Raw genomic sequence first — 22,956 nt, 5'->3', positions numbered from 1 at the left:
AAGCCGCTATTTGCCCCATGAATGCCGCAAAGGCTGCACCAAAACCGGTTCCACAAAAAAGGGGCAGATGGACCGCCCCTTATAATTTGCCGATGGTCTGATGCTTAATCAGGCGGATTATGCTTCATCAGGAATGTCTCCATCGCCGAAAGCAGGGCAATACGATCATCCTGTCGTTCAAAAAAATGGTCTGCCTTATCGAGAATCAACATCTCAACATCTTTGCCGGCATCGCGCATTTTGTCTTCCATAAGCACAGATTGCTTATAATCTACGGTTTCATCACGTTTACCATGGATCAACAAAAGCGGTGACTTTACGCGGTCTGCCGCCCTTGCTGGCGATACCGCAGAGAAATCCTCACTCATACGGCCCCATTGACTTTTAAAGGTGCGTTCCAGCAGTGACCCACCAAAATCATTCACTTCGCGGCGCAGATTTGACACGCCAGCAATAGATATAGCGCAGCGGTACATATCAGGATCTTTTATAATCCCCCACATTGCAGCATAGCCACCATAGGATGCCCCGACGATGCACACGCGGCTTTGGTCAATAATGCCTTTATTGGCGAGGTGAAGAACGCCGTCGGTTAAGTCGTCCTGCATGGCAAGGCCCATTTGGCCATATCCTTTTTCCAAAAAGGCTTTGCCATAGCCTGTTGAACCACGGAAGTTGGGTTGCAAAACGGCATAGCCGCGATTGGCCAAGAATTGTGCCCAATAATCGTAACGCACATAATCTGCTGCCCATGGCCCGCCATGTGGCATTAATATGAGTGGAAGGTTCTTGGCCTCAACACCTTTGGGCAAGGTAAGAACGCCTTCAATTTTTAGACCATCACGCGCCTCGTAACTAACATAGCGCGGTTTAGCGAGCCGCTTGGTACCGATTTGCTCATTGGCTTTGGCCAAAAGCTGCAATGCCTGTTGCTCATGATTATAGATATAATAAAGTCCAGGATTGCTAGGGGAACTGAGCCATATAAGGAACCAGTTAAGATCGCGATCATAGCTGACAATTTGTGGCTGGGCGCCTTTCACATTCTCTTCCAAATAACTTTGGACCGCAGACAATGTCTCGTTCGTCCAATGATAAGGATTGTCTTTATTGGATGTACGGAAACCCAAAATGGTCTGACGATCAAAAGAGAGGCGCGGGCTGATAATATCCAATTCTGGAAGTGAATGGCGAATGCCGACCTCTTCCTGACTTTTCAAGTTTATCTCTTTAACTACTGATTTGCCGTCTTCATCTTCTTCTACGAACAGACCGTTATCCGTGCCAGGCACAAAGGTAAAAGGCAGTTCTACTGAATCAAAATTTACGATATTAGATCGTTGCGTCGTCCGAAAGTTACGCTCTTCTTCGCCTCTATAGAGCAAAGATTGTTGGCCATTACGGTCCTTATTGGCAATTGCATAACGGATATTGCCGCGAGCATCGACTCCCCATGACTGGACATTGGGAATCCCCTTTTTTTCGCGCGATACTTTGCCAGTGGGTATGTTGACGCGATAGACAGATGGCCAAAAGTCTTCATCATTTGTGTAAATACTGCCTTGCGCACCGATCAATACGTCGCCGCTACCATTGGGGTCTACCCATAAAAGATCTGCTGAATCTTGACCCTTTTTATCCCAAAGAGGCCGTTCTATCGCACCATCAGACCGGCGCACCGACAAAAGCCGCGAAACATAAGCCTGTTGTGTCTTGCTGCCAAAATCGACCAGCGCGGAAACCCCGACCAAGACATAATCATTGGAAACCCAACGCAACCAACGGATATTCATGTCATCCGGTGTTTGTAGTGCCACCATCTTCTGGCTGCTATTAGAGGTTGTAGGGAAAATAGCTATCCGCCGTCCACCATCGACAACAATCAGAGCAGCAATAAAACGCCCATCTGGAGAAAGGGTTGCTTTGTCCATAAAGTCCAGTTGAGCAAAAGCCTCAACTGGCAATTTCTTCGCCGGCTTCTTAGCTTTTTTCGCCTTGGGCGAAGATGCTTTTTCGGCCGCTGGTGGCTTTGCTGTTTCTTGTGCAGAAACTTGCGACCCAGCCATCAATGTTAAAGCCATTGCAGCTATTGCCAAAAAAGCAGGTCGAAAACACTTGCTCCAGATATTCATTAAAGACGCTCCCTCAAAATCCCGCTTAAGACTGCGGCAAAATATTGCGAGGGTCAATAATCGATACTTAAGCGCAACAAGATTCTGCAAATATTATTGCTATCACCTTTGTTCTTTGAGGTAGCGATTAGCCCAGCCAAAGACCTCATCATGCCATTGCACAGAGTTTTTGCCTTTTAGTATCCAATGGTTTTCATCTGGGAAAACGAGCAGGCGGGAATCAATGCCTTTCTCCTGCAAAGCCGTATAGGCCATGAGTGATTGGCCATAAGGAACGCGAAAGTCTTTTTCGCCATGGATGACAAGTGTGGGCGTTTGCCAATTATTGACATGATTGACCGGATTCCATTTCTCATAAAGATCGCGCTGTTCTTCGTAAGAGCCGCCAAAATCCCAAGCTGGGAACCATAATTCTTCGGTCGCATAGTAAAAGCTGCGCATGTCGAACAGACCGGCATGGTTGATGATGCATTTAAACCCGTCATTCCACTGGCCGGAAATCCAGTTCATCATATAGCCGCCATAGCTGGCGCCCAATGCACAGGCGTTTTTGGTGTCGATCTGGGCGTCTTCGCGCCCTGCTGCGGCAAGTCCGAGTTTTAAGTCTTCAAGCGGCTTTCCACCCCAATCCTGATTGATAGAGTCCATAAAGTCCTGACCATATCCAGCGCTGCCATGGAAATCGACCGTCACCACGGCATAGCCTTGTGCAGCCATGACTTTTGGGTTCCAGCGGGTTGACCAACCATTGCCAAATGATCCTTGCGGGCCACCATGCACTAGGAACAAGAGCGGCAACTTGCCCTCTACACCCTCTGGTTTGATGATCTGCCCCCAAACAGTATCACCGCCAGCACCTGCAAAGCTGAAACGCTCTGCAGAAACTCTGTCAATTTTTGCCAGTCTTGCGCTGTTCGCATTGCTAAGGTTACGCGGCGCAGCGCGGCCACGCTGGATATATATATCGGTCGGCGTGTTCAGGTCATTGCGGGTATAGACATAGCTTGCCCGGCCCAATGGGGTGACATTGCGAACATTACCCGGGCCGGTAAGGCGCACGGCATTGCCGCTATTGGCATCAACGCGATAGGCGGGATGGTCCAATACGTCCTGCACCGTGACGATAAGCCCATTGCCGTCTTGCTCCCATATAATTGAACCGACAGAACGATCCCATGCGCTGGTGACAGATTTGCGCGTTTGCGCGTCAATATCCAATATTGTGAGTGTTAGCTTGTCACTTTCATAACCTGGCCGCGCCATAGCGGCATAAGCGATTTTGCTGCCATCAGGAGAGAATATTGGCATGGTATCGGTTGCCAGATTATCCGCAGTAATGTTGACAACAGGGCCAGTACCATCCGCGTTGGCCAGATAGATGTCGGTATTGGTCGAGCGCGGTTCATCGGCATTGGCAATGCGCAATGTGAAGGCAATGGTGGAACTGTCCGGTGACCAGCTGATTTCTTCGCCGCCGCCAAAAGGCTTGGTAGGCGCGTCACCCTCCAGATTTTTCAATATGTCGCGGCCGCTTTGTGCATCCAACTGGCCATTGGCTGTCAAATCATAGACAAAGATACGCGAATATTCGTCATTCACTTCCCAGCTTGACCAATGGCGCACAAAGATACGATCATAGGCGCGGCCAGAACCAGCATTAGCCGCTTTTGCATCGGGCGCGTCAGATGGCATTTTGCCGAGCTTTACATCGGCCCAGATGGCGACCTTCTTGCCATCTGGCGAAACCTGATATCCTGCAATATCAACGGCTAGGTCGGTTACCTGTTTGGTCTCCCCGCTGTCAGCGACATACCAAAGCTGCTCACTGCCGCTTTTGTCTGAGAGGAAATATACGCCCTCATCATCAGGTGCAAATGTCGGACTATGCTCGCTGGCCCCATCAAGATCGCCAATGACATAAGGCGTTGATGCAGCGCTGGCTCCGCCAAATTCGCGCAAAAACAGACGCGTAGATCGCTCATAGCTTTCAGGGTCAGTGCTGGTAACACTATACACCAGATGCTCGCCATCCGCGCTAACATTAGGCGCGCCGACACGTTCCAATGTTGCAAGGTCCTGCGCGGTGAGCGGATCGGCCAAAGCTGGAGAGATTAATGCTGGCGCTGCAATAGCGAGCGCAGCCGAAGCGAGCAATTTTGATGATATTGTCATAGCCATCATTGCTAGCAAATTGATTGTGACAGTAAAATGGGAATCTTTCGCTAATCAGGACAGAGCGGTGAGCGATTTTCCAAAGGTGCTGTAATATTGGCCATTCGGGCCACGGGCAATTTACCCTTTGCGGGTAATGCGTTTAATTTCGTCAGCGACCATATGCTCGACCAGTGTTGGCAGATTATCGTCCAGCCATTCTTTTAGTAATGGGCGCAACATGTCGCGGATCAAGCCTTCTAATGACGTTTCACCAGAGCGAACGATTTGCGGTGCCTTGCCCGGCTCGGACAAGGTGGACAGAGCAGCGAGGGACGCACGCACCGAATCAATCTGGTCTTTAGCGATTAGTGCCTCAGCCGAATCATCTTGCTCATCATCACTGTCGACAGACTCCTGAAATGCGCCTAGTTCAAGAACAGGCTCATCATCACCACGCGACAATTTGCGATAAGAAGGCGCGGAATCACTGGTTTTGCGCGCAGCTTTGCTATCCGCTGCCATCACTTTTTTGATGGAAGCGAGGATTTCCTCAACGCTGGGTTCTGTATTATCGTGAGCCAACGGCCTGATCCCCAAAAAGTCCTGCTATTAACCATAATAACTTGCCGCATGCATGCTGGCAAGCGCGGTAACTATTTCAGCATAGGCGGCGCATTATCGCTTTACGCCACAATATATCGCATCATGGTGTTTTGGGTGCAGGTGGACCGACCAATGGCACGCTCTGCGCCGGTGTGTCCACTGTGCGCGTGGCTTGCGCTGTTGGGTTAGGATCGGTTGCATAATCGTTCAACTTTTTGCGCACGCGATTATAATTAATCTCAGGATCATACAGCACGCCGCCTTCCAGCCCCAGATCACGCGCCTCTGCACGGCCCATAGACGCCAAGAGCGTAAAGCCTGCGACATAGGCATTGCGCCGAGCGATCACCAATTGCACCTGACTGTTCAGCAATTCCTGTTCGGCATTTAATATGTCGAGGATTGTCCGGTTGCCGACACTGTTTTCAGCGCGTACACCTTCCAGTGAAAGAGCATTGGCTTTTACCGCTTCTTCTGAAGACGCGATGACCTGTAGCGATGCTTTCCAACTGGCATAGGATGCGCGCGTTTGCGAAATGATGTTACGCTCGACCGCGATTTCCTGCTCAATCGCTACGCCCGAACGGGCCTGTGCCTGACGAATTTGTGCGCCGGGGCGGCCACCTTGATAGATAGGAACATTGAGCGTTACACCCAATTGCGCATTGGACTGTTCCTGAATGAAATTCACCCCGGGAATATTGCCCCCCAACGTGCCGAGAAAATTGGCATAAGCACCTTGCGCAAAGGCTGATACAGATGGCTTGCGCGTTCCGCGTGCAGCCTTCACATCATATTCTGCCGCTGCAATACGCTCTTTTGCTGCGAGCAAATCGGGATTGCTTTCAAGCGCGATGGCAACAGCCATATTTGGCTCTTCGGGCAAACCGGGCAATGGCGGCGGCGCGGCAAGATCGACCGGCGCATTGCCGACAATCTGCACATAGACCTCTTTGCTGCGGATCAGATTGGATTCTGCAGTCTGCAAGTCACTCATGGCAATCGCCAAACGTGCTTGAGACTGGGCAACATCTGTGCGTGTCAGGTCGCCAATTTCAAAACGGTCTGATGTCGCCTGTAAATTGACCTCCAACACGCGAACCTGTGTGCGGTTTAGATCAACGATGGCGGTGTCACGGATGACATCCATATATGCCGCGACTGTCTGGCTGAATATCGACGATTCCGTGCCGCGCAAATCTGCCTGACCCGCGCCAACCCGCACTTTGGCGGCGTTCACCGCATTGCGTACGCTGCCGCCAGAATAGATGGGCACATTCAGGTTTATTGAGGAGGTTAATTGCCGCGAAGGTGCAGTAAAGGCGTTGGCATTGACGACGATATTTTCCTGATATGTCGCATTGGCAGAGCTGTTCGGCCGGCCATCGGCCAGCGCGATGGGGACACCTTCATCTGTTGCGCGTTGCTGTGCCCTGGCACCGGTTAATGTCGGGTTTTTCTGATAGGCCGCCATCAGAGCTTCTCTAAGCGTTTCAGCTTGAGCAGGAGCTGCCATCAGGCCAGCGACCAATGCGGCGCATGAAACCATGGAGAAGCATTTAAAGGCTGTCATTTTCGATCTTCCATTCATTGCTCTGGCCGCTTCCATTCATTGCTCTGGCCGTTTCTCATCCCGATTACCCCAAACGCTCACAATCTTAGGCGAAGCGATATTCTGCCGCTTTGGTAAAAGCCGTTAGCTGTGCAATATCGGCATCTGCATAGCTATTCAGATTGACGGTGCCATCGCTTGAAACACGGCCCTCCGCCAAACGCATCACACCATTGTCAGAAAAACCGCATATAATACGCCCGTTTTCTGCCAATTGCTTGGTGATCGCTGCTGGAATATGGTCGACCGCTCCATCAATCAAGATCAGCGAATAAGGCGCATCCCCTTTATACCCATCGGCCAGATTGCCCTTAACAGCTGTGACCTTGGCGCTGTCTTTCATAATATTGTTCAATGTGGAGAACAGATCATCATCTTCCTCCAACGCGGTGACTGATGCCGTATAAGGTGCAAGCAACGCAGCCAGATAGCCTGTATTGGCACCGATAATCAGCACATTGTCATCGACGCGTGCTGCTGCACGTTCCAACATCAAGCCATGTGTAACCGGCGGGTTTAATACGCGGTCTTTAGCGATCTGTACGGCGCGGTCGATATAGGCAAAGCTGCGCTTGCTTTCAGGGACATATTCCTCACGCGGCACGCTATTCATAATCTGAATGATGGCAGGTGTATTGACATCGCTGGTCCGCAGCTGACTGTTCACCATGGCGCGGCGGGCATCGGCAAAACCATCATTCTGGCGCGAAGGCTGTGAACGGGATAGGCTGTCGATCATATTGGTCCTTATTTCTATTCTTTGGGGCTACGTGGCCATTATTGAAGTCAGTATTGCCATTTAGGCGGTGTTTTTGTTCAAATCCTTAAATTCGCCAAAACGGGTTTTCCTTATCGGCAAAGCTATAGCACTGCAAACCCTTAGACGGTCTAGCACAAACGTACATATTGGACGCTGTGCTTTCTCGGTCTAAGTTGGCTATGTGAAACCTGTCTATTGCTAAGTGGCAACACTGCGCCAAATTCTCTAGCCACAATCACACCAACCGGCTTGACTTTCCGACAAAAGGCGCACATTGCCCCGCTCCAGCGTCCACTTATATTTCGCAAGCGAGGCTCGATGGCGGAGTGGTGACGCAGCGGATTGCAAATCCGTGCACGCCGGTTCGATTCCGGCTCGGGCCTCCATTTTCTGCCGGTGTGCATATTGCTTTTGTTTGTGCACCACGCAGTATCATCCCTCTCGCTCCATCAGGCGCCCGTTTCGTCCTCTACATCGGTCACATTATCATCGCTATTGCGGTCGATATATTTGTTATATGGGTCGATACCAACAAAGCTTGGTTTCTTGTCCGTCACGATGGTGATTTTCTGCTCACCGGACCGTATTTGCTGACGCGCCATTGAGAGCACGTTGGCCTTCGCAAATACCTCATTGCCTGGCCGTTCAGTAAAGGCACCAACATCTATAATGTCTGACAGCTTGGCCTTGGTTTCCTTGCCCAATCCATCAGCATAGAATTTGTCCGCTTTGACGGTGAAGGTGGTTGTCCATGTCTTGTCACCAGTCTTCTTGGTGCTCGCGTCTTCTGCTTTCAGATCGTAAATTGTGATCTTTTCCAGCAAATCGACAATCAGGGCCTCTTCACCGGGATTGCGCGCCAATGTTTTCAAACCATTCACCAGATCCAGCGAACTGGCATAAGGCTGGCTCTTGAAACGATAACGGTCGAGCAAGTCCGCAAACACTGCGTTCATGCGTTTTTCACCTAACCTGTCCTGCAATAAATACATAGCCACTGCGCCTTTGCGATAATGGATATAAGGCTGGTTCTCAACACGATAGAGCGGCAATTCCTCAATCACTTCTGCACCGCGTGAATTTAGATAGCGGTCCAGTTCAAATTTCAGGAAGCGGCGAATCTTGTCTTCGCCGTACAGCTCTTTCATCACCATTAGCGCCGAATATTGCGCCATTGTTTCGACCAATATCGTGCCACCTTGCTGGTCAGCGCTGATCAGTTGATGCGCCCAATATTGGTGAGCAATTTCATGCGCCACCACATAGGTTACAAAGTCGATATCGTCGCTATCATCCATATTGGCGATAAATCCGATGGCTTCCGAATAGGGCATAGTACCGGCAAAAGCCTGAGCAAAGCTGGCATAGCCTGGAAATTCGATAATCCGTGCATGGTCGAACTGATAAGGCCCATAATTGGTTTTATAATAGGCCAGAGACGCTTCGGCAGCCTTTAGCATACGCTCAACATTGTAATCATGGCTATCATGATAATAGACACTCAGCTCTACACCATCAACGCTGCGGCTCTTCACTTCAAAATCTGCAGATTGAATGGAGAAGAATGCCAATATTGGCGAGGTTGATGTAAAGCGCGCTGTGCGTCTGTCACCAGAGACTGTGTCGCTCACCTTGCTGCCGGGCGCTATAGCGATCTGGTCAGCGCGTGTGGTGATGGTGATATCGGAACTTACCCAATCGGCATTGCCAACATAATTGCGGTTTCGGGCCGATTCATCCTCCAGCTTAGCCAAGCGCAGTTCTGGCTCAAGGTCATAGCTGCGGCGGGTTGCACGGTCTTGCAACAAGCCGTTGCGATCCATACCGATCTGCGGGGCAAATTCGCTATTGTTCAAGAACGTACCATTACGCACCAGACGCGTATCATCGCCCAGCGCAGGTAAACCCTTTTGCTCACGGCGTGTCGTGAAAGACAGGCTGGCCTTAGCATTGGGCGCTAAGGGCGTATCGAATGTGAAAATATAATATTTATATTCGCCATCATCCAATGTGCGTTTTGCGCCCAGCACTTTGAGGTCGATTACTTCAATATTCGGGTCGGGCAGCCTGACATGCAACTGCTCGACAGACGCACCGGTATCATTAATCAATTGATAGGTGCCGGTAAATTCAGCACGTTTCTGATACGGATAAAGATCTGCGTTTATAGCAATGTCGGTAACCGAAGGTTGCAGCACCGATTCATATTTCAGATATTTTTTCTCATATTCTGCCAGTGCTTTTTCGATATCATCAGGCGTGCGATAATCATTCAGCACATTGGTATTGTAATAGATATTCGCGCCTGTGGCTGCGGCAACACCGGTCGCGCCCAATGCCAATATTCCGGCACCGGAAATCAACCTGCGGGGTATCTGCCTAATACGGGGCATAAGGCTATGTTCCGTGCCGCGCCGCCATAGCAGATGCGCACCAATGGCGAGCAGCACAGCGAATGCACCCCAGTAAAGGCGAAGCCACCAGCCCAGAGCGGTGTTGATATTATCACCATTGATATCTGAGAAAGCCGGAGTTGGCGCACCATTGCCATAAAGGACGAGTGGGTGGCCCAAGCCTATAGCGGTAAATATAATGCTTGCGACAATATAGAGCACCATGAGTGCCCAGCCGATATATTTGTTTGGGCTGAGTGCCTGAATGAATACGGCCAAGACAGCCAGAATGATCATATCTATGCCATTGGGCAAGACATACCAGGTCAAATGCTGGACAACATTAATGGCTTCTGGTCCGCGAATGAGTTGGATCAAAATACCGGCTAGTGAACCCATCAATAGAGCAAAGAACAGCACCAGACTGACGCCAATTGTTTTTGGCACCATATAACCCCAATTGGGCAATGGCGTTGCGTCAATAATCTCGTGCATCTTGCGGTCTCGGTCGCGCCAGACCAGCTCACCTGCATAATAGATGGATATGATGATGGGGAACAGAGTGAATGTACCCAGCATGATGGAGATGTAGAGAAAGGTTCTGGGATGGGCAGGAGCACCATAGGCCTCCGCACCGAACGCCAGCCCAGCAAGAGTATTGATCAGGCCGATGAAGATAAGGACAAAAAATGCGGGGCTGCGCATCACCATGCGCATTTCCAGCCGCATTTGTGCCCAAAGCTGCGACATGGCTGCGCTGCGCACATTGGTGGCGGGCAAAATACTGGCGATTTGGGGAGGCGTGGCAGAGAGCTTTTGCGCCTTTTTGGCTTCCCGGCGCATTTGCCGCTTGCTTGCCCCTTTTTGCGCAAAGCTGAAGCGTGCAAAGGCAAAGAATAATGCACCCAGACCAATGGCAGTCCACAGCACGCGGTTATAGAGCAATTCTCCAGAAAATGGCGGTAATTGCGTATTGCTTTCGGCAGCCGTCCAATAGCGGGTAACATTGGCAAGGGCGCCGCTGCCAAAAGGATCAACATATGCGGTCAGATATCGTAACTCTGCCTTTGATGACAGGACGCCAATGATTGTCAGATACAGAACCATAAAGATAACGACAGCAATATAGCTGTACATCATCGAACGTGTGATGGTTGCTACGGCGAAGAAGATGGCCGATGTCAGGAAAATGCCCGGTATCGCAATCACGAAATAGGCAAATGCATAATAGGATAGCTTATTGGGCCCTAGAGTTTCGGGGTCGAGCCATGGCGCGAATGAGCCAATGAAGATAGCCAGAGGTACGAACAGAAACGCAACACATGCAATAGCGAAGGCACCAGTGAAACGGCCGATTAAATAGTCAAATTTTGAAACCCTGGTGGAGAGCACCATAGGTCCAAAGCCGCTTTCACTATCGCGCAATACCACATTGGCCACAAAAGCTGTGGTTACGAACATATAAAAGATCGTCAATATGCTGTGTACACGCAATATGGCCAATGGGCTGTTGACGTTGACATTCCCACCAGAACCGATCTGCACATTATCCCAGGTGACCGAAGCAAAGGTCAATAGGAAGAATAATATGGCGACAACCCAGAAAACCGGGTTTTTTAGCTGATATCGAAATTCGAATGCGGCAATATTGGCAAACATGACTCTATCCCCCCTCAGGCTGCAATGTCGCTGCGACGGGTGGCGGCCAGCGTGGAGAAATAGACATCCTCAAGCCCGCCATCGACCTGAGCAAAGCCATTTGCAGGGTCATTCTCATTATGAATATGGATGATGAGTTCGCCTGCGAATAATCGGGTCGATATGACATCATATTTTGCTTTATATTCATCCAGCTCATCGCGCATGATTGTCTTGGCCCAGACTTTGCCTGCGACATTGGCCATAAGTTCGTGAGGAGCACCTTCTAGACGGATTTGCCCTTGCGCAATGACGGCGGCTTTCGGGCAAAGATCGGCAACATCTTCTACGATATGGGTGGAAAGAATAATGACCACATTTTCGCCAATAGCGGCCAGCAGGTTGAGGAAACGGTTGCGTTCTTCAGGGTCAAGTCCGGCCGTGGGTTCATCGACAATGATCAGTTCAGGATTGCCGATCAATGCTTGCGCAATGCCAAAACGCTGGCGCATACCGCCTGAAAAACCGGCAATGGCTTTGTTGCGTACATCCCATAAATTGGTCTGATTAAGCAGTGTTTCGACGGTCAGTTTGCGGTCGGCCTTATTGGCTATCCCTTTCAGTACAGTCATATGCTCCAGCATGGCATAGGCGCTGACACGCGGGTAAACGCCAAAGTCCTGCGGCAAATAGCCTAAGGTCTCGCGGAGCTTTTCCGGTTCGGCCAGAATGTCGAGATCGCCAAAATGAATGGAGCCCTGTGTCGGGGTCTGCAAAGTTGCAACCGTACGCATCAATGTCGATTTGCCCGCACCATTTGGCCCAAGCAGGCCAAACATCCCTTTGGGAATTTCAAGCGTTACATTGTCCAGAGCCTTGGTGCCATTTGGATAAACATGTGTAACATTTTCGAGCTTCAACATCAGAAATTCCCCCGAGATTGCGGACGGAAATATGCCCGCATGATAATTAGAGACAGCACTGAAACAAATTGTTCAGCACAGTTGCTATATTCCTGCATAATCAAGGAAATACCCAAGTCCAGAACTAAGCTTGCACAATGGGCTATGATTCGACAAATGCGTTTGGTCGCCTCTCAGCGCTTTTTGGTCGAGCGCGTAACGACCGCTACATTGCATCAAAAAGCCACCAGCAATTGTTTAATCATTCGATTAAACGGCTTGCATGGCCGGGTTGCAAAGGATAATAAGCGCTCCAACATATCACATGGCCGCATGCCCCCTATGCAGCCTTATGATCCCTTTAGTTTGAAGAATAAGGAAAATTCGCATGACCGACGCCTTTATTTATGATGCGGTCCGTTCCCCGCGCGGCAAGGGCCGCAAAGACGGGTCACTGCATGAAATTACAGCGCTCAATCTGGCAAGTCAGGTATTAGGCTCTGTGCGCGATCGTAATGATCTGCCCGCTGACGCTGTAGAAGATGTTGCATTTGGCTGTGTTTCACCTGTGGGTGAGCAAGGCGCGGTCATCTCTCGGTCTGCCGTATTGGATGCAGGCTATGCGCAGACGACTTCGGCTATTCAGGTGAACCGCTTTTGTGGTTCAGGATTAGAAGCCGTTAATATTGCTGCAGGCAAAATTGCGTCGGGCGAAGCTGATCTGGCCATTGGCGGCGGTGTTGAGGCTATGAGCCGCATTCCCATGGGTTCAGATGGCATGGGCGGCATGGCAGACCCTGCTTTGGGCTTTAAAGAATATATGGTGCCGCAAGGCATTTCTGCCGATTTGATTGCATCAAAATATGGCTATAGCCGTGATGATGTTGACGCCTATGCTGTGGAGAGCCAGAAGCGCGCCAAAATGGCATGGGATGAAGGTCGATTTGCAAAATCCATCTTGCCGATCCGCGACGTTATTGGTGAGGTCATTCTCGACCATGACGAACTGATGCGGCCAGAAACCGATATGCAATCATTGGGCGCGTTAAATCCAGCGTTCCAAATGATGGGCGAGCAAATGCCCGGCTTTAACGATGTCGCGATTTTGAAGCACCCTGATGTTGAGAAAATCAACCATGTTCACCATGCGGGCAATTCTTCCGGTATTGTTGATGGCTCTGCGGCCGTATTGATCGGTAATGAAGGCGCTGCAGCAAAATACGACATTAAGCCGCGAGCACGCATCGTCTCTATGGCTGCTATCGGCTCAGAACCGACCATCATGTTGACCGGTCCTGAATTCGCCGCACAAAAGGCACTGGACCGTGCGGGCATGAGCAAGAGCGACATTGATCTTTGGGAATTGAATGAAGCCTTTGCCGCCGTGGTATTGCGCTTCATGGATGCCTTGTCCGTTGACCATAGTGAGATCAACGTCAATGGCGGCGCGATTGCCATGGGCCACCCGCTGGGTGCGACCGGCGCAATGGTTCTGGGCACGGTGCTGGATGAGCTGGAGCGTACAGGCAAATCCACCGCGCTGACCACATTGTGCATTGGCGGCGGCATGGGCATCGCCACGATTATTGAGCGCGTGTGAACCGTTAAAAATATACCCTTTGCTATCAGCCTGTAACAGTGCCGCCTTTTTAATATCCAAAAGGGCAACGTTTGTAATAGGCGCAGCATGAACGGGTTTTGAGAATGCAGGAATAAGAATATGACCTATAAAAGTTTTAGCATTGATATTGATGATGACGGCATTGTGCTGATGACCATTGATCTGCCGGGCCAGTCCATGAACGTATGGAATGCCGATTTGATGGCGGATTTCCCGAAATTCATCGACGAATTTATCGGCAATGACGATATTAAGGGGCTGGTGATTACATCGGGTAAGGCATCGGGCTTTCTGGCCGGTGCTGACCTCAACATGCTGGGCGCCACCAAGGCGACCACAATGGCCGAAGCCTTTGAAGGTGCCTGGGCGTTGAATGCAACATTGCGTAAGATGGAAACTTGCGGCAACAGCAATAAGGATCTGGTCAAAGGTGCAGCGCATGCAAAGCCGGTTGCCTGTGCTCTTAATGGTTTGGCGCTGGGCGGCGGTTTGGAACTGGCTTTGGCGTGTCATTACCGTGTATGTGCCGATCATCCGAAAATCCAGCTTGGCCTGCCTGAAAGCCAGGTCGGCCTTCTGCCCGGCGGTGGCGGCACACAGCGTTTGCCACGTCTCATCGGTCTGCAAGGTGCTGGCATGATGATCATGTCCGGCAAACCAGCCAATCCGCAAGCAGCCTTGGCGCAAGGCGTTGTCAATGAAGTTGCGCCCGCTGATCAAGTGGTGGCAAAGGCCAAACAATGGGTCAAAGACAATCCTAAGGCCAGTGCGCCATGGGACAAAAAAGGCTTTAAATTCCCCGGCGGAGCCGGCTCGATGGATCCGCGTTCTGTACCGCTCTATATGGGCGCATCAACCATGGCTCTCAAACAGTCAAAGGGCAATTATCCGGCAATTCAGGCAATATTATCCTGTCTGTATGAAGGTTCTATGTTGCCGATTGATACAGCACTGCGCGTGGAATCAAAATATTTCACCAAATTGCTGTCTGGCCCCAATGCCAAGAACATGATCCGCACATTGTTCATCAATAAACAGGCTGCCGAAAAAGGTGCCGCTCGTCCGCAAGATGTACCAGCATCTGATTTGAAAAAGGTCGGCGTATTGGGCGGCGGCCTGATGGGATCGGGCATCACCCATGTTACAGCCAAGGGCGGCATGGATGTGATCGTGCTCGACCGCAGTGTTGAGGATGCGCAAAAAGCCGTGGCCTATAGTCAGAAGATTGTCGACAAAGCGGTGAAGCGCGGCAAGATGACGCAGGAAAAGGCCGATGCCTTTATGGCGCGCATCACGCCGACTGATAATTATGATGATCTGAAAGATGTTGATTTGATTATCGAAGCGGTGTTTGAACGTCCAGATGTCAAAGCCGATGTGATTAAGAAAACAGAAGCGGTTATCGGCAAGGACGTCATTTTCGCGTCCAACACCTCAACCTTGCCAATCACAGGTCTGGCGAAACATTCCGAACGCCCTGACCAGTTTATTGGCATGCACTTTTTCTCACCGGTTGAGAAAATGCCGTTGCTGGAAATTATCCCGGGCGAAAAGACTGGCGACAAAGCGCTGGCCGTTGCGCTGGATTATAACGCAAAAATCCGCAAAACGCCTATCGTGGTGAAAGATGTGCGCGGGTTTTACACCAACCGCGTTTTCCCGCCTTATGCCGGTGAAGCGATGCTGATGATTTCCGAAGGCGTTTCCATGACGTTGATCGAAAATGCCGCCGTGCATATGGGCATGCCGATCGGTCCGCTCGCTGTGGTGGATGAGACCACTTTGAAGCTGGGCTATGACGTGATGCAATCAACCAAGGAAGAATTGGGCGACGAGTATAAGCCATCGGGCAATGAGGATTTGTTTGAGCTGATGGTCAATAAGCTGGGCCGCTCTGGCCGACGCTTTGGCGCGGGCTTTTATGACTATGATGATAAGGGCAATAAAAAGGGCCTGTGGAAGGGTATTACCGATCACTTCCCGCCCGCCGAGGTGCAGCCCAGTGTTGAGGAAGTGCAGCAGCGCCTTATGTTCATTCAGTTGATCGCCACAGCGCAATGCTATCATGAAGAGGTGGTGAGCGACCCGCAATCTGCTGATCTGGGAGCGATCTTCGGCTGGGGCTTTGCGCCATGGACTGGCGGGCCGATGAGCCATATCGACACTATGGGCGTTGATAATTTTGTCCGTATCGCTGACAGTCTGGCACAGAAACATGGTGAGCGTTTCAACCCGCCAATGTCTTTCCGTGAGAAGGCCGATAAGGGCGAGACTTTTTATAAAGCGGCCTGATAAAGACGCTTTCCATTACCGAATGTGACGCAGAAAAAGGTCGCGCCAAATCGCTGGCGCGGCCTTTTATGTTGTGCGCTCTTTTCTTTTGCTGCCCCTTTTCATTTATCGAGCGGCCCGATAGACCAGAGATATGGCGCTACCTTCCATCATCATTTTGGACGATTTTCTGGCCGACCCTTATGCTGTGCGCAGGGCGGCGCTGGCGCTGGATTATAATCCGGCAAATAAACGCGGCAATTATCCTGGCATTACATCTGATAATGCGCTGGATATTACGGGGCTGAACGACAAATTATCGCACACTATCGGCGTCTCCGTTACCGGGGACAGCAGCACGCTGCACGGCCATTGCCGCATCACCAAAAAGGCGGACAAGGGCGTAACCGGTGTGCATATTGACCCGTGCGACTATTCGGGCATCTTGTATTTGAGCGAACCAGAACATTGCAAAGGCGGCACCAGCTTTTTCCGCCATAAACCGAGTGGATTGGAGCGTATCCCGACAATGCCGGAGGCGCTGGCCAAATCCGGCTTTGATGATGTCAATGCTGCGGTCGAGCAAACGGTCAATGCCGACACAAATAAGCCTGCACGCTGGGAAAAGGTGATGACCGCCCCAATGCGTTTTAACCGACTTATCCTGTTCAGCCCATGGCTGTTTCATGATGCCGGACCGGGCTTTGGCAAGAGCGATAAAGATGCGCGGCTGGTGATGCTGATGTTTTTGAAGAAAACGGCCCAATGAAGATAGCGCACAGTAAAGAGAGCGAAACAGGATAGAGATGATGCAGCAAGCCCAAGATTTCCGCAGCGAATGCGATGCCATTCATAGGCTGGTATCTGCGCTGGATGGCGATGCGCTGGCCAAGCCGACAGCGTTTAAGGGCTGGAGCGGAGATGCCATATTGCGACATTTGCATGTCTGGAATATCGCGGCTGATCTTTCGCTAACCGATGAAGCGGGCTTTCGTGATTTCTTTGCACAAGCGGGTTCTGCGGTTGCCAAGGGCGGAATGAGCGCTTTTGAAGCGGATTATCTCAGCGGCCTGTCCGGCCCGGCTTTGGTGGCTGAGTGGGCCGCTTTTTACCCCATTTTGGCCGACCATTTTGCAGCAGCAGACCCCAAACAGCGCGTCGCATGGGCAGGGCCTAGCATGAGCGCGCGCTCATCCATCACCGCGCGTTTGATGGAAAGCTGGGCGCATGCGCAGGCGCTTTATGATGCGCTTGGTCAGAAACGGCAAAATGGCGACCATATTCGCAATATTGTGGTGCTGGGCGTCAATACATTTGGCTGGACATATAAAAACCGCAAAATGGATGTTCCCTCCGCAATGCCCTATCTTGAACTGACCGCGCCATCGGGTGCATTATGGACATATGGTGAGGATGTTGCTGAGGAGCATATTAGCGGCAAAGCAGAGGAATTTTGTCAGGTGGTGACCCAGACGCGCAATATTGCCGATACGGATCTAGCTGTGACCGGCGCGATTGCGCATCAATGGATGGGCATGGCGCAATGCTTTGCTGGCCCGCCGCATGACCCGCCGCCGCCCGGCACGCGCAAAATCGCCGTAATCTGATTTTCCCGCTGGTCTTTACCCGCCAAGCAATTACACAGCCATAGCCATGAATTTTATAGTAACAGGAAATTGATATGCCCCAGCTCGTTCTTATCCGCCACGGCCAATCACAATGGAATCTGGAAAACCGCTTCACCGGCTGGTGGGATGTTGATGTTACTGAAAAAGGCGCAGCAGAGGCGCGCGCAGCGGGTGTTTTGATGCGCGAAAAGGGGTTGGAATTTGATCAATGCTTTACCTCCTTGCAAACCCGCGCAGTGAAAACACTGAATATGGCGTTGGAGGAGATGGACCGCTTATGGCTGCCGGTGGAAAAGGATTATCGACTGAACGAGCGGCATTATGGCGGCCTGACCGGCCTGAACAAGCAGGAAACCCGGGATAAGCATGGCGATGAGCAAGTGCATATCTGGCGGCGCAGCTTTGACACACCGCCGCCGCCCATGGATGCTGATTCGCCGTTTCAGATGTCAGACGATCCGCGTTATGCGGGCATAGATGTGCCGCTGGCTGAAAGCTTGAAAAACACAATAGAGCGCGTGCTGCCTTATTGGGAGGAGCGGATTGCGCCGGACCTGAAAGCGGGCAAGCGGGTGCTGATCTCTGCGCATGGCAACAGCTTGCGGGCATTGGTCAAACATTTGTCCGGCATATCTGATGACGATATAACCGGGCTGGAAATCCCGACCGGACAGCCGATTGTTTATGATCTGGATGATGCGCTGAATGCACGCGAACGTTATTATCTATCAGAGCGTTAGACAATTTGCATCGCATCGCCATTGCCAGAGCAAGGATTAAGCCGTAAGGAAAAGCGCTTCTCAAGCGGACCTTTGGCCGCTCCCTTTAGGAGGCAATATGCCCGATAATGGCAATATAGATGTGGCAATCATCATGGGCAGCCAGTCCGACTGGCCGACCATGGAACATGCCGCCAAAATCCTTGAACAGCTTGGCATCAGCCATATGCCGCGCATCGTATCGGCACACCGCACGCCTCAGCGTATGGTGGCATTTGCCGAGGGCGCGGTCGATGCAGGGTATAAGGTGATTATTGCCGGGGCAGGCGGCGCGGCGCATTTGCCGGGCATGGTGGCCAGCATGACACGTTTGCCCGTGCTGGGCGTGCCCGTACAATCCAGAGCATTGGACGGCATGGACAGTCTGTTATCCATCGCGCAAATGCCGGGCGGCATTCCTGTCGGCACCTTGGCGATTGGTGATGCGGGGGCCAAAAATGCGGCGCTGTTGGCAGCGGCAATTTTGGCTATTAATGATCCACAGCTGGCGCAGCGCTTAGACGATTTTCGTGCGGCGCAGACCGCAAATGTCGGGAATGATCCGCGATGAGCGACAGGGCAATATCAACATTACCGCCGGGCAGCACCATTGGCATAGTTGGCTGCGGCCAATTGGGGCGAATGCTGATTCAGGCGGCATCGCAACTTGGCTATCGCTGTCATGTTTTTGGGCAAGAGGAAACTGGCCCTGCCGCGCAAGTGGCGACCAAATTTGTGGCCGGCGCGTTTGATGACATGGCGGCATTATCCGCTTTTGCCAAGGAATGCGATGTCGTCACTTATGAATGGGAAAATCTGCCTGGCTCGGCGCTGGAAGTGATTGGCCGCGAAGTGCCCCTACACCCCAATGCCCGCGCATTGGAAATTGGCCAAAGCCGGTGGAATGAAAAGAGCTTTGTCAGCGATTTGGGGGGAGGCTGCGCGCCCTATGCTCGCGCCACCAATGCGCAGGAACTGGCCGCCGCCATAGAGACAATCGGCACGCCAGCAATCATCAAAAGCGACCGTATGGGCTATGATGGCAAGGGCCAAATCCGGCTGCAAGCAGGGGAGATACTTGACGCAGCGGCCATTCAGCAAAAATGGGAAGATCTGGGCGGCAATGATGTTCTGGTCGAAGGCTTTGTCAATTTTGATGCGGAATTTTCGCTGTTAATTGCGCGTAGCGCTGATGGCGGCATGCGTTTTTGGGATGCGCCCCAAAATACCCATGAAGGCGGTATTTTGCGCCATTCTATTGTGCCGGGCGGCGAAGATGTAGCGGTGCATATTCCTGCGGCCCGCGCATTGGCGCGCAAAATCGCTGAACGATTGGATTATATAGGCGTTTTGGCGATTGAATTTTTTGCATGCAAAGACGGGCCATTGTTCAATGAAATGGCACCGCGCGTGCATAATAGCGGCCATTGGACGATTGAGGGCGCGCTGACCAGCCAATTTGAAAACCATATCCGCGCGATTTGCGGTCTACCGCTTGGCGATACCCGTTTGATCGAAGGCGGCGCAGAGATGCAAAATCTGATCGGCCATGATATTGATAAATGGCCTGATCTTATGGGCGATCAGGGCGCGCATCTGCATCTTTATGGCAAGCGTGAAGCGCGTGAGGGCCGCAAAATGGGCCATGTCACGCGGCTGCTCTAATGGCGGCAAAACCGATCATATCGCTCTGGCTTGCGCGCGCGGATAATGGCGTTATCGGCCATGATGGCGCTTTGCCATGGCGCATTCCGGCTGATCTAAAGCGGTTTAAGCAAGAGACTATGGGCAAGCCTATGGTCATGGGCCGCAAGACGTTTGACAGTCTGCCTGGCCTGCTGCCGGGGCGGCGGCATATTGTTCTGACCCGCAATGATGATTGGCAAGCCGATGGCGCGGAGCGCGTATCATCGGTTCAGCATGCGCTTGACCATCTGGCTGGCGAAGCCGAAATCTGCATTATTGGCGGGGCGGAAATCTATCATCTGTTTTTACCTATGGCTGACCGGATAGAGGTGTCGCGGGTGCATATGGACGCGATTGGCGACACTGTGATGGACGATTTTGACCAGGTGCTTTGGCGCGAATCGGCCAGTGAACATCATGCGGCGCAGGATCATCCGACAATCGGACCTATTCCTTCCTTCACCTTTGCAACTTTGGTGCGTAACCTGCCCATGCAATAACCGGCTTGGCAAAAGGCCGGATGGATATGCAAAGCAGGACAGGATGATGAGGGGCGGGCTATGCGCAAATTTCTGAAATGGACAGGCATCAGCGTCATATTGGCGCTGTTGGTGGCGGCGCTTTACGTCTTTGTGATATTGCCGCCAAAATTTGAGGCAGAGGCCAATCTGGTCACTGATGAAACATTGCTGGAAATTAGCGCCGAAGCCAAAGCGCTGCACCAAGAGCTGTTCATTGGTGACATGCATTCAGACACATTATTGTGGAAACGCGAACTGGATGACGCGGTTGATTATGGCCAGATGGACCTGCCCCGCTTGCAGCAAGGCAATGTGGGCTTGCAGATTTTCTCCTCCGTCACCAAAACGCCCAAGGGCCAGAATTATGACAGCAATTCAGCTGATAGCGACAATATTACCCTGCTCGCCATTGCGCAACTACAGCCAATGCGCACATGGTTTTCACGATTTGAGCGTATGGCTTGGCATGGTGCGCGGTTGGAGGCAGTGGCGAAGCGCTCTGACGGCCAATTGCGACTGATCCGTAGCCCGCAAGATATTGATGCTCTGCTGGCCGCTCGCGCGAAAGACGGGCGCATAATGGGCGCGTTATTTTCCGGCGAAGGGCTGCACAGTCTAGAAGGGGATATTGCCAATCTGGACAGACTCTATGCCAAGGGTCTGCGCATGTCCGGCTTCACCCATTTTTTTGATAATAAGCTGGCCGGCTCCATGCATGGGGAGGAAAAGGGAGCGCTTACTGATTTTGGGCGGCAAGTGATGGACCGTATGGAAGAAATGGGCATCATCATTGATATCGCTCATGCCAGCCATCCGGCCGTTGCAGAGATTATCAGCCGCGCGCGGCGGCCCATTGTGTCCAGCCATGGCGGGGTTCAGGCAACATGCGACGTAAACCGCAATTTAAGCGATGAGGAGATTCGCGGCGTTGCCTTTACGGGCGGCCTGATCGGCATCGGCTATTGGGAAGGCGCGATTTGCAGTACGGACCCGGTTGATGCCGCCAGAGCCATGAAGCATGTGCGCGATCTGGTGGGCATAGACCATGTCGGTCTGGGCAGTGATTTTGATGGTTATGTCACCACGCGCTTTGACACGTCGCAATTGCTGCAAGTAACGCAGGCACTGCTGAATGAAGGGTTTAGCAAAGAGGAGATTCGCGCAGTGATGGGCGGCAACTTGTTGCGCATATTGCGCGCCGGTTTGCAGCCCATGACGCCCACGCAATTGCAGATTGCCAAAGATGAACAAATGAATCTGATTGTTGATCCGGCAGAGCCAATCCCATAACGCAGCGATTATGACATCAATCACTCCATTTGCGCCGACAATCCCAAGATTGGACAGCAATCAGGCTTTTCCGCCCGAATTTCGCGGTGCCATTATCGCGCTTGGCAATTTCGACGGTTTCCATGCCGGGCATCAGGCGGTTGCGGGCGAAGCAATTGCCTGGGCGCGCGCCGAAGGGCGAAAGGCGATTATCGCCACTTTTGATCCGCATCCCGTGCGGCATTTCCGCCCTGACACACCGCCTTTTCGCCTCACCAGTCTGGACCAGAGGCAACGGCTTTTTGCCGCTGCCGGTGCGGATGCCATGCTGGTGCTGGATTTTGATGGCGCTATGGCGGCCACAAAAGCGGATGATTTTATTGCGTCTCTCTTGGTTGATCAGTTCGGCGCATATGGCGTGGTTACGGGCGAAGATTTCAGCTTTGGCCAAGGCGCAAAAGGCGATATTGCGCTGCTGCATGGCTATGGCGCGATGCTGGGCTTGCGAGCCAGAGCGGTCAGTCCGGTTGCCGATGATGCTGTCATTTCTTCAAGCCGTATTCGCGCCGCGTTGCAAGCCGGTGATCCGCAGGCCGCATCAGCGCTAATGACACGCCCTTTTGCGGTTGAAGCCAAAGTGCAGCATGGCGATAAAAATGGCCGCTTGCTGGGCTATCCCACAGCCAATTTGGATATGGGCCAATATCTGCGCCCCAAATATGGCGTTTATGCGGTGACAGGCACTTTGGCCGATGGCCGGGTGCTGCACGGCGCGGCCAATTTGGGTATCCGCCCACAATTTGAACCGCCAAAGGAATTGCTGGAGCCCTATTTCTTTGACTTTGCCGAAGATTTATACGGCCAGACGATTTCTGTCGCGCTGCACCACTTTCTGCGCGGTGAGGCAAAATTTGATGATCTTGACGCATTGAAAGGTCAGATGGCCAAGGATTGCGATAAAGCGCGGGAATCGCTTGCGTCTGATGGCAACCGGCCTTAATCGCCATT

The 22,956-nt window shown here is 51.9% G+C and carries 17 protein-coding genes and 1 tRNA gene; 11 read left to right on the top strand and 7 right to left on the bottom strand.

Going from position 1 to position 22,956, the window contains the following annotated elements; genetic code table 11:
* Positions 1-104: 104 nt before the first annotated feature.
* The 5 genes from ACR9YC_RS12950 to ACR9YC_RS12930 all read right to left on the bottom strand — a co-directional run bounded on the left by ACR9YC_RS12950 (position 105) and on the right by ACR9YC_RS12930 (position 7,240).
* On the bottom strand, positions 105-2,081 hold the full coding sequence (locus ACR9YC_RS12950; RefSeq protein ID WP_438728312.1) for an alpha/beta hydrolase family protein: 1,977 nt from the start codon (positions 2,079-2,081) through the stop codon (positions 105-107).
* A 153-nt stretch (positions 2,082-2,234) separates the two neighbouring features.
* Positions 2,235-4,310: a prolyl oligopeptidase family serine peptidase gene (locus ACR9YC_RS12945; RefSeq protein ID WP_438731843.1), complete on the bottom strand. Its 2,076-nt coding sequence runs from the start codon at positions 4,308-4,310 to the stop codon at positions 2,235-2,237.
* Between the two features lie 114 nt (positions 4,311-4,424).
* Positions 4,425-4,868 (bottom strand): DUF2497 domain-containing protein, encoded by a 444-nt coding sequence (locus tag ACR9YC_RS12940; protein WP_438728310.1) that lies wholly within the window; start codon positions 4,866-4,868, stop codon positions 4,425-4,427.
* A gap of 121 nt (positions 4,869-4,989) precedes the next feature.
* Entirely contained in the window at positions 4,990-6,462 is a 1,473-nt protein-coding gene (locus tag ACR9YC_RS12935) for a TolC family outer membrane protein (protein WP_438728308.1), read from the bottom strand.
* 85 nt (positions 6,463-6,547) lie between these two features.
* Positions 6,548-7,240 carry a protein-L-isoaspartate O-methyltransferase family protein gene (locus ACR9YC_RS12930; protein WP_438728306.1) on the bottom strand — a complete coding sequence of 231 codons (693 nt, stop codon included), beginning with the start codon at positions 7,238-7,240 and terminating at the stop codon, positions 6,548-6,550.
* Between the two features lie 333 nt (positions 7,241-7,573).
* On the opposite strand from ACR9YC_RS12930, the gene ACR9YC_RS12925 reads away from it, so the two are divergent.
* Positions 7,574-7,647 (top strand) — tRNA-Cys (locus ACR9YC_RS12925).
* A 63-nt stretch (positions 7,648-7,710) separates the two neighbouring features.
* On the opposite strand, the gene ACR9YC_RS12920 is transcribed toward ACR9YC_RS12925, so the two are convergent.
* Both ACR9YC_RS12920 and ACR9YC_RS12915 read right to left on the bottom strand, forming a co-directional pair.
* Positions 7,711-11,313 (bottom strand): ABC transporter permease subunit, encoded by a 3,603-nt coding sequence (locus tag ACR9YC_RS12920; protein WP_438728304.1) that lies wholly within the window; start codon positions 11,311-11,313, stop codon positions 7,711-7,713.
* A gap of 14 nt (positions 11,314-11,327) precedes the next feature.
* Positions 11,328-12,215 (bottom strand): ABC transporter ATP-binding protein, encoded by an 888-nt coding sequence (locus tag ACR9YC_RS12915; RefSeq protein ID WP_438728302.1) that lies wholly within the window; start codon positions 12,213-12,215, stop codon positions 11,328-11,330.
* 367 nt (positions 12,216-12,582) lie between these two features.
* On the opposite strand from ACR9YC_RS12915, the gene ACR9YC_RS12910 reads away from it, so the two are divergent.
* The 10 genes from ACR9YC_RS12910 (at position 12,583) to ACR9YC_RS12865 (ending at position 22,948) form a co-directional block, all read left to right on the top strand.
* Complete coding sequence (locus ACR9YC_RS12910) at positions 12,583-13,794, top strand: acetyl-CoA C-acetyltransferase (RefSeq protein WP_438728300.1); 1,212 nt, start codon at positions 12,583-12,585, stop codon at positions 13,792-13,794.
* Positions 13,795-13,914: 120 nt separating this feature from the next.
* The gene (locus tag ACR9YC_RS12905) at positions 13,915-16,107 is read left to right on the top strand and encodes a 3-hydroxyacyl-CoA dehydrogenase NAD-binding domain-containing protein (protein WP_438728298.1); all 2,193 of its coding nucleotides are present in this window, start codon (positions 13,915-13,917) and stop codon (positions 16,105-16,107) included.
* Positions 16,108-16,240: 133 nt separating this feature from the next.
* The gene (locus ACR9YC_RS12900) at positions 16,241-16,855 is read left to right on the top strand and encodes a DUF6445 family protein (protein ID WP_438728296.1); all 615 of its coding nucleotides are present in this window, start codon (positions 16,241-16,243) and stop codon (positions 16,853-16,855) included.
* A gap of 37 nt (positions 16,856-16,892) precedes the next feature.
* On the top strand, positions 16,893-17,693 hold the full coding sequence (locus tag ACR9YC_RS12895) for a TIGR03084 family metal-binding protein (protein WP_438728294.1): 801 nt from the start codon (positions 16,893-16,895) through the stop codon (positions 17,691-17,693).
* A 74-nt stretch (positions 17,694-17,767) separates the two neighbouring features.
* Positions 17,768-18,454, top strand: coding sequence for a 2,3-diphosphoglycerate-dependent phosphoglycerate mutase (gpmA, locus tag ACR9YC_RS12890; RefSeq protein WP_438728292.1), 687 nt, complete (start codon positions 17,768-17,770; stop codon positions 18,452-18,454).
* A 97-nt stretch (positions 18,455-18,551) separates the two neighbouring features.
* Complete coding sequence (gene purE, locus ACR9YC_RS12885; RefSeq protein WP_438728290.1) at positions 18,552-19,043, top strand: 5-(carboxyamino)imidazole ribonucleotide mutase; 492 nt, start codon at positions 18,552-18,554, stop codon at positions 19,041-19,043.
* Entirely contained in the window at positions 19,040-20,137 is a 1,098-nt protein-coding gene (locus ACR9YC_RS12880) for a 5-(carboxyamino)imidazole ribonucleotide synthase (protein ID WP_438728288.1), read from the top strand. The genes purE and ACR9YC_RS12880 overlap by 4 nt, the downstream gene beginning before the upstream one ends.
* A complete protein-coding gene (locus tag ACR9YC_RS12875; protein ID WP_438728286.1) occupies positions 20,137-20,658 on the top strand; it encodes a dihydrofolate reductase in 522 nt (173 codons plus the stop codon). The genes ACR9YC_RS12880 and ACR9YC_RS12875 overlap by 1 nt, the downstream gene beginning before the upstream one ends.
* Before the next feature lie 60 nt (positions 20,659-20,718).
* A complete protein-coding gene (locus ACR9YC_RS12870) occupies positions 20,719-21,969 on the top strand; it encodes a dipeptidase (protein WP_438728284.1) in 1,251 nt (416 codons plus the stop codon).
* 10 nt (positions 21,970-21,979) lie between these two features.
* Positions 21,980-22,948 (top strand): bifunctional riboflavin kinase/FAD synthetase, encoded by a 969-nt coding sequence (locus tag ACR9YC_RS12865; RefSeq protein WP_438728282.1) that lies wholly within the window; start codon positions 21,980-21,982, stop codon positions 22,946-22,948.
* Positions 22,949-22,956 lie beyond the last annotated feature (8 nt).

The organism is Parasphingorhabdus sp. DH2-15, assembly GCF_051668705.1.
Classification (GTDB): domain Bacteria; phylum Pseudomonadota; class Alphaproteobacteria; order Sphingomonadales; family Sphingomonadaceae; genus Alterisphingorhabdus.
This window is presented reverse-complemented; position numbering and strand designations above follow the sequence as displayed.